This is a genomic window from Arthrobacter sp. 01L42, assembly GCF_056400005.1.
The window spans coordinates 309,383-321,598 of sequence record NZ_JBFTSL010000001.1; the positions used below are offsets into that span (position 1 = coordinate 309,383).

The window sequence follows — 12,216 nt, forward strand, 5'->3', positions numbered from 1 at the left end:
CCGCAACCGGCGCTGCAACCGGCACCGGAAGTTACCGTGGTCCGGCCTGCCTCTTCCGCAGCGCCAGGAAGGCGCCAACGGCGCCAAGGGCCAGCACCGCGACGAGTCCCAGTGCCGTGGCGGCGTCGGACTGCCGGAGCAAGCTGGTGGGCGACACCGCGGCAGCTCCGGAATACAGCGTGCCGGTGCCATCGGCAATCCGGGCGTTGCCGTCCGCGAGCTTATCCGCCCCCGTGGCCAGCTTCGAGGAGCCGGACGCCAGCTTGGTGCTGCCGGCCGAGAGTTCTGAGGCCCCGGAAGCCAGGGCCTGGGAGCCGCCCAGCAGGCCGGGGTTGGCAGGATCGGCCGGATTGCCCTTGATCCCGGCGTTCAGGGCCACGGTTCCGTCGGCCAGGCGAGAGCTGCCCTCGGTCATCCGGGCGGCGGCCTTGAGCAGGCCCGGGTGCTCGGGGTCGCCGGGGACCCCGTCCATCCCGACCCGGATCTTGGACGTGCCGTCGGCCAGAAGCCGGGTGCCAAGCACCACGCCCGGGCTGCCGGGGTCCTGGCTGTTGAGCTTCCCGGCCAGCGTCGCGAATCCGGCCTTGAGCTTGCCCGTTCCTGCGTTCAGCTGGCCCGCGCCGTCCTGCAGCCGCTGCGCGCCGGCCTGCAGCTGGCTGGCACCGACGTCGAGCTTGCGCGCGCCCGCGGTGATCTTGGCGATCTTGTCCTTCACCACCGAAAGCGGAACGAGCCCCTTGACCGGGTCATCCGCCGCCGCCTCCAGCAGTTCCAGCGCCTGAGCCAGGGCCGCGGTCCCGGTTCCGACCTCCGGATTGCCGTTGGCGCCGCGGTAGCCCTTGAGCTGGTCCGTGCCGCCTGCCAGCGCTGCGGTGCCGCCGGCCAGCCGGGCAGCGCCGCCGGCCAGCCGGGCAGCGCCGCCGTCGAGCCGGGTGGCCCCGTCGGCGAGGTTGTTCTCTGCGTTGCCCGCCGGCGTCGGCGTCAGCGCGGCCGAAAGCTGCACGGCCCCCGCCGCGAGCTTCTGCGCACCGTCGTCGACTTTGTAGACGCCGGGGGCCAGCTTGCTGGTGACGTCGGCTTCGATCTTGACGGCACCTTCGGCCAACTGGCCGGCACCGGCCTGGAGCTTGTCCGCCCCGGGTGCCAGCTGGGTGCTGATGCCCGAGGAGATCTTTTCCGCCCCCGCGGAAAGTTTTCCGGCCCCGGTATCGGCCAGGCTGGCGCCGTTGGCGAGTTTCCCGGCGCCGTCGTCCAGCTGGCCGGCTCCGGCGGACGCCTGCGCGGCCCCGTCCTTGAGCTTGGCCGAACCGTCCGTGATGCGGCCCGTGACGAGGGTATAGAACCCCAGCAGGGCCATGAGCAGCAATGCCAGGGTGGCGATGGCGATTTGCTGCGCACGGGTCCGGGTCTTGCTGATAGCGGCACGACTCTGTGGCACATGATTCCTCTCGACGTTCCCGCCGGCAGCGGCTCTGCTGTCGGCCACCCCAGCAGCTGTGACGCAGCTAACACCGGAAAATGAGCGCAAAGCTGCCCGCAACGGAGTGGGGGGGGGGGTGGTTACTCGTTGGTAACTTACCGAGCGTAAACGTGTTTCCGTCGGATTGGCAAGGGCTGGCGCGGGTATTGCGGCCATCGACGCCGCGCGCGGCCCGCCCCGGCGGCCCGATCCCGCCGCCGTACGCCCGATTTGTGGAAGTGAAAACTCTCGGGTAAAGTAATTACTCGTGCTGAGGCGCCGGGAGCGAGGGTTTAGGCCCAAACATCCGGAGCGATAGTGCCCTTGGGATATGGTGTAATTGGCAACACTACGGTTTCTGGTACCGTCATTCTAGGTTCGAGTCCTGGTATCCCAGCTCTGAAGTTCCGCGGGTTTCCGCTGAAATTCGGAAGTTTTGAATCGGCTGGTCCGATTTGAAACGGCGGCCAAATGTATGAAACAATCATTTGGCTTGAATGGCAGAAATGCTGTTCAGGAAGTACGCGGCCCCATCGTATAGCGGCCTAGTACGCTGCCCTCTCACGGCGGTAACGCGGGTTCGAATCCCGCTGGGGTCACAATGAAAACGGTCCCGGGCATCAGCCCGGGGCCGTTTTTCGTTTCCCCCGATGGCTGGGCTTCCAGGCGAGACTCGTCCGCCGGCGTATTGCCGGGCGCTCCGAGTCCCGCTAGGCGCTGCGCATGGCGCTTTGGTTCCGCGCAGCGGCGCCCCCGCAGGAACCACGTTCTGAACTGGCATGATGATGCAGTGAGCTCCCATGAAACCGGCCCCGGGGCCGCAACCGGCGTGGCCCTCCTGGAGTCAGTGCGGCAGGACCTCGCGGCCCTCCGGCTGCCGCTCGCCCTGCCCGGGACGGACCAAACCCGCCTGGACCTTCGAAGGGCCGTGGCTCAACTCGATGACTACATCCTGCCCCGGTACCGCAGCCTCGACGCGCCCCTGCTGGCCGTGGTGGGCGGTTCCACCGGGGCCGGAAAATCCACCCTGGTCAACGCCCTGGTGGGCCACCCCGTCACGCGGGCCGGTGCGATCCGCCCCACCACCCGCCAGCCCATCCTGCTGCACCATCCCGCCGACGCCGCCTGGTTTGAGGGCCAGCGGGTGCTGCCGGCCCTGGGCCGCATCCGGGGTGCCCTCGTGGACGGCCGGGCGCCGGCCCCGGCTGATGCGGCGTTGGATCCCGGCCCGGTGACCTCCCTGCTCCTGGTCTCCGACTCCGCCGTCCCGCCCGGAATCGCCCTGGTCGACGCGCCCGACGTCGACTCCATTTCCGAGAACAACCGGCAGCTGGCCGGGCAGTTGCTTGCCGCCGCAGACCTCTGGGTGTTTGTCACCACAGCCAACCGGTATGCCGACGCCGTGCCCTGGCGCCTGCTCCTGGATGCGGCCTCCCGCGACATCATGGTGGCCGTGGTCCTGGACCGGGTGCCGCCGGCGGCGGAAGCGGAGGTTAGCGCCCATCTGCAGGCCATGCTCAGCCGGGAAGGGCTGGGGGCCGCCAAACTGTTTGTGGTTCCGGAGCTGCGGCTGGATGCCGCGGGGATGCTTCCGGCAGAGGCCGTCGAGCCGCTGCGCGTTTGGCTCGGAAAGCTGGCCGGGGACGCCGCGGGACGGGCCGGAATCGCCCGGCGCACCCTCAACGGCACCCTCCTCGCCCTCGCCCACCGCGCCGACGTGGCGGAGCGGGCGCTGTCCGAACAGCAGCACGCAGCCGATGTTCTCGCAGCCGACGCCCGCAACGCCTATGACGACGCCGTAGCCAGGATCCTCGAGGCCACCCGCGACGGCGCACTGCTGCGCGGCGAAGTGCTGGCGCGCTGGCAGGACTTCGTCGGGACCGGGGAGTTCTTCCGCGCCATGGAACAGAACATCGGACGCTTCCGTGACCGCGTGGGCGCGTTCGTCCGGGGTGAACCGGCGCCTGCGGTCAGGGTGGAAACCGCGATCGAAACGGGACTGCAGGCGGTCATTGTCGATCAAGCCGCCAAGGCCGCCGAGCACACCGACCAGCGGTGGCGTTCAGACCCCGCCGGAAGGCAGGTGCTGGGCACCGACGATCTTTCCGGTGCCTCCGAGGGCTTCGCGGATGCTGTGGCGGCCGAAATCCGCGCTTGGCAGGGGAGCCTGATGGAACTCATCCGCACCGAAGGCCAGGGCAAGCGCACCCAGGCCCGCTGGTTGTCCTTCGGAATCAACGGCCTCGGCGCTGCCTTGATGATTGTGGTGTTCTCCATGACCGCGGGCCTGACCGGGCTTGAGATCGGAGTTGCCGGCGGCACCGCCGTCGTGGGTCAGCGCCTCCTGGAGGCAGTATTCGGGGAGGACGCCGTCCGCCGGCTGGCCCGGACCGCGCGCGAAGACCTGCATCTGCGGTGCCAGGGCCTGCTGGCTGCGGAGTGCCGGCGGTTCTTGACCCGGCTGGAGGTCGACGGCGGCGTGCCGCCCTCAGCCATTGCCGGGCATGCGGCGGCACTGCGCCGGCTGGCGGCCACGTCATGAGCCGTCATGCGGCCGCCCGCGAGACGTCCCAGCTCGATCGCAGGCTGGAAGCGCTCAACAGCGCCACGGAGCTCGCATCCGGAGTCCTCCCGGAGGAGATCCTGGCCGGTGTCCTGCAGGTGCTCGACCGCGCGAGTTCGCGGCGGTCGCTGTCCGGAGACCACACGGTGGTCGGGTTTTTTGGAGCCACCGGCAGCGGCAAGTCCTCGCTTTTCAATGCCGTAAGCGGCGAGGAGATCGCGACGGCGGCCGTGCGCAGGCCGACCACCACCGAGCCGCTGGCGGGCATTTGGGGCGTCCAGGGCAGCGATGCGCTGCTGGATTGGCTGGAGGTCCGAAAGCGCCACGCTGCGGCACCGATCAAAGGGTTCGCCGACGACGACACCGGGCTGATCCTTCTGGACCTGCCGGACTTTGACTCGACCAGGGCCGCCAACCGTGAGATTGTGCAGCGGATGGTGGGCCTGGTGGACGTCCTCGTCTGGGTCCTCGATCCGCAGAAATATGCCGACGCCGCCGTGCACAACGATTTCCTGGCACCTCTGTCCTCGCACGGGGCCGTGACGATCGTGGTGCTCAACCAGATCGACAGGCTCCCGGAGCACGAGGTCCGGCCGGTCCTGGAATCCCTCACAGCTATCCTGGCGCGGGACGGGCTGGGCAAAGTTCAGGTCCTCGGGGCTTCCGCTGTGCTGGGGACGGGGGTGGACAAGGTGCGGGCCGCGATCCGGCAGGTGGCGATGCAGCGTAAAGCGATGTCACAGCGACTTGCGGCAGATGTCACGCTGGCCGCCGCCCGGCTGGCCGAGGCGTCCGGCCTGCCCATGGGTGGCACGACGGCCGCTGGTGGCGGGACGGCCGCCGGTGCGACGGCGGCGGCCAAGGCCCGGCTGGCGGGGGAGTTGGCTGTGGCCGCCAATGTGCCGTTGGTGGTCGACGCCGTCGCCCGGTCCTACCGGCTGGAGGCAACCCGGCGCACGGGCTGGCCGGTGACCCGCTGGCTGGCCAGATTCCGGCCGGATCCGCTGCGGCGTCTGAACTTGCGCCGCGAGGGCGCCAAGCCTGAGCTGAACCGGACCTCGCTGCCGCCTGCCGGGGCGCCGGAACAGGCGCGGACCGATGCCGCCGTCCGGGAATTCGCTGAGGCGGCGTCCGCCGGTGCCCCTGGCCCGTGGCGGGCGGCCATCCGCGGCGCCGCCCGGGAAGGAAACGACCGGCTGCCGGATGCACTGGACCAGGCAATTGCCTCCACAGAGTTGTCCGCTGGCAGGAAGTCCTGGTGGTGGGGTGGGTTCAACGCGGTTCAGTGGCTCGCCTTGGTGACGGCCCTGGCCGGGTTCGCGTGGCTGGGAGTCCTGGCTGCGCTCGGCTACCTGCAACTGCCGGTGCCAGAGGTCCCACGGGTCCAGGGCTGGCCGGTTCCTACGGTGATGATCGCCGGGGGAGTGCTGCTGGGCATCGTCCTGGCGATTGGGGCGCGGTTCATCTCCGGAGCCGCGGCAGCGTCACGCAGTGCCGTGGCACGGAAGCGACTGACAGCCGCCGTCGCCGCCGTCGCGGGGGAACTCGTCGTGGCGCCCGTGGAACGTGAGCTCAGCCGCCTGGCGAAGTTCACGGCCGCGCTGAAGGCCGCCGCGGGTCGGCAGTGAGCCGTCCGTGCGGGTCCGGCCGGATGCGGCCTGCCTAAATCCCGGCCGCGGCGTCGCGGACCTTGATCATGGTGCGGAGGTTGCGTGTGGTGGTGGCAGCCTTGTACTTCGCCTTCGAGGAGAGCTTGCTGAAAGGGCTGTCCAGAGTGCCGCCGGCGGGGGCGAGCCAGGCCAGGGCTTCCGGGCCCAGCCGGGTGAGCTCGGCCCCGTCCAAGGCCCTGCCTGCCTCGAGCAGCTCCGAGAGGACCTCTTCGTCAGAGGCGAGCGTCAGGTACGTATGGGTGGACGCGTCGTCGGCCGGGTAGGGGCAGGCCTCCACCAGGGCTGCCACACGGCCCGCGGTGAGCACCACCACCCAGGCGTCGTAGCCGAAGGTTTCCCGCAGGCACGCCTCGAATTCCTTTTTGACGCCGGCCGGATCCAGCTCGCTGGCCAGCACGACGTTGCCGCTGGCCAACAGGGTCACGACACCCGAAAATGGCCGGGACTTCAGGGCGTTCTTGAGATCGGCCATCTTGATATTGATGCCGCCCACGTTGATGCCCCGCAGGAAGACCGCATAGCTGTTCATGGGCACAGCATACTTAGTCGTTGGTCTTGCGCAGCGCTTCCGTCAGGACACGGCCGGCGTTGCAGACGACTTCGGCGTGCAGGCGCCCCGGTTGGCGGGTCAGGCGCTCGATCGGGCCGGAGATGGACACCGCGGCAATCACGCGGCCGGACGGCCCGCGGACGGGGGCCGAAACGGAGGCGACACCGGGCTCGCGTTCGCCGAGGCTCTGGCCCCAGCCCCGGCGTCGTACTCCGGCCAGGACGGTGGGGGTGAAGCGGGCGGACTGGAGGCCTTCCAAGAGGCGGTCGTGGTCCTCCCACGCCAGCAGCACCTGGGCGGCGGAGCCGGCCTTCATGGACAGCTGGGTGCCGACGGGGATGGTGTCGCGCAGCCCGATCGGGCGTTCGGCGGAGGCCACGCAGACGCGCCAGTCACCCTGGCGGCGGAAGATCTGGGCGCTTTCGCCGGTGGCGTCGCGCAGCTGCATGAGCACGGGGCCGGCGGAGGCGATGAGGCGGTCCTCGCCGGCGGCGGAGGCCAGTTCCACCAGACGGCTCCCGAGCACGAAGCGGCCCTGGATATCGCGGCTCACGAGCCTGTGGTGCACCAGCGCGAGAGCCAGCCGGTGCACGGTGGGCCGGGCCAGTCCCGTGGCCGCCACGAGCTGCGCCAGGGTGGTGGGGCCGGCCTCAAGTGCGTCAAGCACATGGGCCGCTTTATCGATGACACCGACTCCACTAGAATTGTCCATGTAATGATATTGACGTCTCATTATCTGAGATGCAAGTCAACGCGCTGGCGTATTACTTGGCTGTGCTGGTTCAGTGGAGGAGATAGTCCGTCGGAACGCACAATACTTACCGCAGTGAAGGGAGCAGGCCGTGGCAAAGACACTGGCCGAGAAGGTCTGGGACGCGCACGTTGTGCGCAAGGGGGACGGCGAAGGAGCCAACGCCCAGCCGGATCTCCTCTTCATTGACCTCCACCTGGTGCACGAGGTGACGTCGCCGCAGGCCTTTGAAGGTCTGCGGCTCGCCGGCCGCAAGCTGCGCCGCCCGGACCTCACCATCGCCACCGAGGACCACAACACTCCCACGCTGGATATCGACAAGCCAATTGCCGATCTCACCAGCCGGACCCAGATCCAGACCCTGCGCAACAACTGCCAGGAGTTTGGCGTCCGCCTGCACTCCCTCGGCGACGCCGAACAGGGAATCGTGCACGTGGTGGGCCCCCAGCTGGGCCTCACACAGCCCGGCATGACCGTGGTCTGCGGTGACTCGCACACCTCAACCCACGGCGCCTTCGGAGCGCTCGCCATGGGCATCGGCACCTCCGAGGTGGAGCACGTCATGGCCACCCAGACGCTGTCCCTGAAGCCGTTCAAGACCATGGCGATCAATGTTGAGGGCACGCTGCGCCCCGGCGTGAGCGCCAAGGACATCATCCTGGCCGTCATCGCCAAGATCGGCACCGGCGGCGGGCAGGGCTACGTGCTGGAATACCGCGGCTCCGCCATCCGTGCGCTGTCCATGGAAGCCCGGATGACCATCTGCAACATGTCCATCGAGGCCGGCGCCCGCGCCGGGCTGGTGGCTCCGGACCAGACCACGTACGACTACATGCACGGCCGCCCGCATGCGCCCGAGGGCGCCGACTGGGATGCCGCCGTCGAATACTGGAACACGCTGCACACCGACGACGACGCAGCGTTCGACGTCGAGGTGGACCTCGACGCCGACACCCTGGAACCGTTCGTGACGTGGGGAACCAACCCGGGCCAGGGCGTGTCGCTGTCCGCAAAGGTGCCGTCGCCCGATGACTTCGGCGATGAAAACGCCAAGGCCGCCGCCGAACGCGCCCTGCAGTACATGGGGCTCGAGGCCGGCACCCCGATGAAGGACATCCGGGTGGACACGGTGTTCCTGGGCTCCTGCACGAACTCCCGGATGGAGGACCTCCGGGCCGCCGCCGACATCATCCGGGGCCGGACCAAGGACCCGGCCGTGCGCATGCTGGTGGTGCCCGGCTCCGCCCGCGTCCGGCTCGAGGCTGAAGCCGAGGGCCTGGACAAGGTCTTCAAGGACTTCGGGGCCGAGTGGCGCTTCGCCGGCTGCTCCATGTGCCTGGGCATGAACCCGGACCAGCTGGAGGTGGGGGAGCGCTGCGCCTCCACATCCAACCGCAACTTCGAGGGGCGCCAGGGCAAGGGCGGCCGCACCCACCTCGTCTCGCCCGTGGTCGCTGCGGCAACGGCAGTCCGAGGCACCCTGAGTTCGCCGTCGGATCTGGACCCTGCTCCGGAGTCCGCGGCGGTCCGAGTCGGCGCCGCGTAGTCTCCGCCTTTCCCGCCCAGATCCGAAGCCTCGCTCCACACAGCCTCGATCCATACAGTTTCGATCCACATAGTCCCGAAGGATCCGCCATGGAAAAGTTCACCACTCACACCGGAATCGGTGTCCCGCTGCGCCAGAGCAACGTCGACACGGACCAGATCATCCCCGCCGTGTACCTCAAGCGCATCACGCGCACCGGCTTTGAGGACGCGCTCTTCGCCGCGTGGCGCAAGGACCCGTCCTTCATCCTGAACCAGGCGCCGTTCAATGCAGGATCCGTTCTGGTGGCCGGTCCCGACTTCGGCACCGGCTCCTCACGCGAGCACGCCGTCTGGGCGCTGAAGGACTTCGGCTTCAAGACGGTCCTGTCCTCCCGCTTTGCCGACATCTTCCGCGGCAACTCCGGCAAGCAGGGCCTGCTTGCTGCCGAAGTCGCCCAGGATGACATCGAGCTCATTTGGAAAGAACTTGAAAACGCCCCGGGTACCGAGGTGACGGTGGACCTCGTGTCCAAGACCGTGCAGTGCGGCAACATTGTGGCGCCGTTCGAGATTGATGACTACACGCGGTGGCGCCTCCTCGAGGGCCTGGACGACATCGGGCTGACCCTGAAGCACGAACCCGACATCACCGCGTACGAGGCCACCCGGCCTTCCTTCAAGCCAAAGACGCTGCCCGCCCGGTTGTCCTAAAGTTCCATACCTGAGGCTCCTGACCTTAGGCTCCTGGGCCGAGGGCCGGGGCCTAGTGATGCGCCTGGCAACGACGTGCCGCCGTCGAGTTGTAAGACTCGACGGCGGCACTCGTGTTTGTGCGGTGCTCGCGTTTTGTCCGGCCCTCATCGCGCTTTGTACGGCCCTCATAACACTTAGGCCGCCGCGACGGCAACGCGTTTGCGGCTCTTGAGGGCCTTCGCCCGAATCCGGATCAGGTGAAGCTGGCGGGAACCGGGCTCGGAGCCTGGCTGCTCTGCGGCTGATGGCCGGAGCGGTGTTCCCGGCAGGGGCGGCGAGGTGGAGTGGTAGGTGTGGCCGGTGGGGGTGGTGAGTTCGATGGTGTGCCTGCTGCTTCTGCGGTTGCCGGGTTCGGCTTCAGGGCTGGGGCGTGCTCTCCAGCCGGGGGATTCCTTGGTGTGGTTGCAGGCTTCGCAAAGTCCGGCGGCGTTGTCCGTGGTGGTCGGGCCGCCGGCGTGCCAGGGAATGATGTGGTCCAGGTGGCGGATGGGCGCGTCGCAGTAGGGGGTGCGGCAGGTGTCGTCGCGGGCCTGGATGAAGCGGCGGTGCCCGGGTGGGAAGAGCCGGGCGCGGGAGTCCATCCCCACGAGCTCGCCGGTGCCGGGGTGGGTGTAGACCCGGCGGAGCCAGGTGTTGAAGTTCCGGTCCTCGGCGTTCGTCCCGGCGCCGATGCGTTCCCGGGCCCAGGCGGCGGGGATGGTGCCGTAGCCGGGGAGCCGGGCGGGTTCGGCGCCGGCCTGGAAGAGGGCGCGGTCGGTGATGATGAGCTGGATTTCGACGCCGGTGATCCCGCCGGGGGTGCCGGTGATGCGTTCGACCAGGGCATCGGCCATGAGCTGCCCGCGGACCCTCGGGTCCCCGGCGGCGCGGAGGGTGTCGGCGTGCCCGGTGAGGACCTTGTAGACGGCGACGCCGGCGGTCACGGGCAGCAGGGCGGTCAGGCAGGTCATCGCATCGGGGGCCGGGCGGAGGCTGACACGCCGCTCACTGGCGGCGTGCGCGGCGCGTTCGGTGACGGAGCGGGGGTCACGCCGGTACGCGGCGGCCCGGGCCGCGGCGACCAGGGACCGGTCCCCGGCCCCGGCGAACGTCCCGGCGTCGGCGGCGAGGTCGGCGTCGACGGCGGCCCGGTCCGCGGCGCTCAGGCACGCGGTTTCACGCACCAGCAGGGTGGCGCGCCATTCGTTCAGCTGCCCGGTTTCCAGGGCGGTGAGGGTGTGCGGCATCTCGGTCACGAGGGCTTTGGCCAGGCCCAGGAGCCGGCCGCCCCTGGCGGGGGATTCGTGCCGGGCCAGGGCGATCTGCGCGCCGATCCCGGCGCCGAGCTTCTCGGGCGGGACCCCGAGCCGGGCTTGTTCGCGGCGTTGGAGCAGGTCGAAGGCCACGGCGAGCCGGGCCTGTTCCGCGGACGCGGCGGATTTCCAGTCTTCCAGTTCCCGGATCCGGTCAATGATCCCGGCACTGCCCGTGGGCGGACAGCCTAAGCCCATCGGTCCGGCGGCCAGCCGGCCCGCGACGGCCGCCTCTGCGGTGCCCGGAATGCCGGCGGCATCGCCCGCGGCGCGGCCGAAGCCGGCGTCGCCGTGTCCTGCCGGAGCCACTTCGGGCCCCTGATTGCCGTCCATGAATCCAGTGTTTCAGAGACCCCTGACAATCAGGTTCTTTCCTGCGGATCGTACGTGCCCGCTCCACCGGGGTCACCCGTCCTCCACCGGAACCCCTCCTGCCGGGGAGCGCAACGCGCACAATATGAACTAAGTCTGCTCAGGCCTCAGCCGGGGAAAAAGCGCCTCGGAATTGCCGCGGTCTATCGCCGCGCGCACCGATGGGTCCAGCGGATAATTCTCATACTCCATATTCAGGAAATCGATCGCCGCAGAGGGTGCGAACGGGAAGTCAGTTCCGTATGTGATGCGGCCCGGGTCAGCTACCTCGAGCAGGCTGGGCAGGGCCGCCGGGCTGGCGGATAGGGCCACGTCGTAATAAAACCGCCGCAAGATGGACTGCTTCTTATCTCCCAGCGCCGCCAGTGCGCTGAGGGCCAGGTCCTTATCGTTGAGCATCGTCAGCAGGATCCTGTAGGCGATGTAAGGCACGAAGCCGCCCGCGTGGGCCAGGATGAACCTGATTCCCGAGAACTTTTCCATCGCACCGGACAGGATCAGGCTGATAGCGGTGCGGGTCGTGTCGAGCATGAAATCTGCGGCAAAGGCGGGTATGCCCGGCACCGCCGGACCGGGCAGTTCAGCGGGGTGGATGAACACTACGGCCCGGCGGTGGTGCAGGAACTCCAGAAGAGGCTCAAAGCCAGGATCGCCCAGATAGCGGCCGGCGTTGTTGGCCAACAAAACGATCCCGTCCGCGAGCAGGGTGTCCAGGGCGTACTGGGCCTCCGCCAGGGCGCCTTGCACGTCCGGCAGCGTGAGCGTCGCGAAGAACCCGAACCGCTCAGGCCGGGCCGCGACCACCTCTGCACTGTATTCGTTGATCTCCCGCGCCCGCCGCCGTGCTTCCGCAGCGTCCCCGAAGTACACGCCGGGAGTGGACAGGGACAAGATGCCGGTCTGCACGTCGTGCCTGTCCATGAACTTCAACGCTGAGCGCTCGGACCACGACGGCAGGCCAATGCCGCCGGGGCGGATGCCCTTTTCAAGCATCCAGCGCGCATACCCAGGCGGAACGATGTGCTGATGAGTGTCAATGCGGTACGGCCGGCCCATCCGGATCCTTGTCCACGTCGTTTCGCTTATATGCGGGCCCTCAGCGGATGTGAACAATCTACTCGCAAATCCGACCCCTGAGCAGACCGCCGAACGGTGCCTGCGACTGAGCTAGACCGTCAATGGGTGCTCGTCGAACTCGTGTGTACCAACCGCCGCGGGCGCTGGGAGCCGTTCTCTTAGTCGCCCTGCTGGTTCTCCGTGGTCAGCGCGCGTCCGGGGG

Annotated in this window: 9 protein-coding genes and 2 tRNA genes; 6 read left to right on the forward strand and 5 right to left on the reverse strand. The window is 68.8% G+C overall.

Going from position 1 to position 12,216, the window contains the following annotated elements; genetic code table 11:
- Nucleotides 1-31: 31 nt before the first annotated feature.
- Nucleotides 32-1,438, reverse strand: a complete 1,407-nt coding sequence (locus tag AC1DN2_RS01345; protein WP_476848911.1) for a hypothetical protein — start codon at nt 1,436-1,438, stop codon at nt 32-34.
- 346 nt (nt 1,439-1,784) lie between these two features.
- Here AC1DN2_RS01345 and AC1DN2_RS01350 point away from each other — a divergent pair.
- The 4 genes from AC1DN2_RS01350 to AC1DN2_RS01365 all read left to right on the forward strand — a co-directional run bounded on the left by AC1DN2_RS01350 (nt 1,785) and on the right by AC1DN2_RS01365 (nt 5,650).
- Nucleotides 1,785-1,856, forward strand: a tRNA-Gln gene (locus AC1DN2_RS01350).
- 129 nt (nt 1,857-1,985) lie between these two features.
- A tRNA-Glu gene (locus AC1DN2_RS01355) sits at nt 1,986-2,058 on the forward strand.
- A 170-nt stretch (nt 2,059-2,228) separates the two neighbouring features.
- Entirely contained in the window at nt 2,229-4,001 is a 1,773-nt protein-coding gene (locus AC1DN2_RS01360; protein ID WP_476849015.1) for a dynamin family protein, read from the forward strand.
- Nucleotides 3,998-5,650 (forward strand): GTPase, encoded by a 1,653-nt coding sequence (locus tag AC1DN2_RS01365; protein WP_476848912.1) that lies wholly within the window; start codon nt 3,998-4,000, stop codon nt 5,648-5,650. Before AC1DN2_RS01360 ends, AC1DN2_RS01365 begins: the two co-directional genes overlap by 4 nt.
- 34 nt (nt 5,651-5,684) lie before the next feature.
- Here the strand turns inward: AC1DN2_RS01365 and AC1DN2_RS01370 are convergent, their stop codons facing one another.
- Together AC1DN2_RS01370 and AC1DN2_RS01375 are read right to left on the reverse strand one after the other, a co-directional pair.
- Nucleotides 5,685-6,221, reverse strand: coding sequence for a DUF1697 domain-containing protein (locus tag AC1DN2_RS01370; protein ID WP_230008516.1), 537 nt, complete (start codon nt 6,219-6,221; stop codon nt 5,685-5,687).
- Between the two features lie 13 nt (nt 6,222-6,234).
- Entirely contained in the window at nt 6,235-6,954 is a 720-nt protein-coding gene (locus AC1DN2_RS01375) for an IclR family transcriptional regulator (protein WP_026266447.1), read from the reverse strand.
- Nucleotides 6,955-7,084: 130 nt separating this feature from the next.
- On the opposite strand from AC1DN2_RS01375, the gene leuC reads away from it, so the two are divergent.
- Nucleotides 7,085-8,539 carry a 3-isopropylmalate dehydratase large subunit gene (gene leuC, locus AC1DN2_RS01380; RefSeq protein WP_223916419.1) on the forward strand — a complete coding sequence of 485 codons (1,455 nt, stop codon included), beginning with the start codon at nt 7,085-7,087 and terminating at the stop codon, nt 8,537-8,539.
- An 89-nt stretch (nt 8,540-8,628) separates the two neighbouring features.
- Entirely contained in the window at nt 8,629-9,231 is a 603-nt protein-coding gene (leuD, locus tag AC1DN2_RS01385; protein ID WP_018773513.1) for a 3-isopropylmalate dehydratase small subunit, read from the forward strand.
- Nucleotides 9,232-9,407: 176 nt separating this feature from the next.
- On the opposite strand, the gene AC1DN2_RS01390 is transcribed toward leuD, so the two are convergent.
- Nucleotides 9,408-10,898: an HNH endonuclease gene (locus tag AC1DN2_RS01390; protein ID WP_476848913.1), complete on the reverse strand. Its 1,491-nt coding sequence runs from the start codon at nt 10,896-10,898 to the stop codon at nt 9,408-9,410.
- A 129-nt stretch (nt 10,899-11,027) separates the two neighbouring features.
- Entirely contained in the window at nt 11,028-11,993 is a 966-nt protein-coding gene (locus AC1DN2_RS01395; protein WP_476848914.1) for an amidohydrolase family protein, read from the reverse strand.
- Nucleotides 11,994-12,216: the final 223 nt, after the last annotated feature.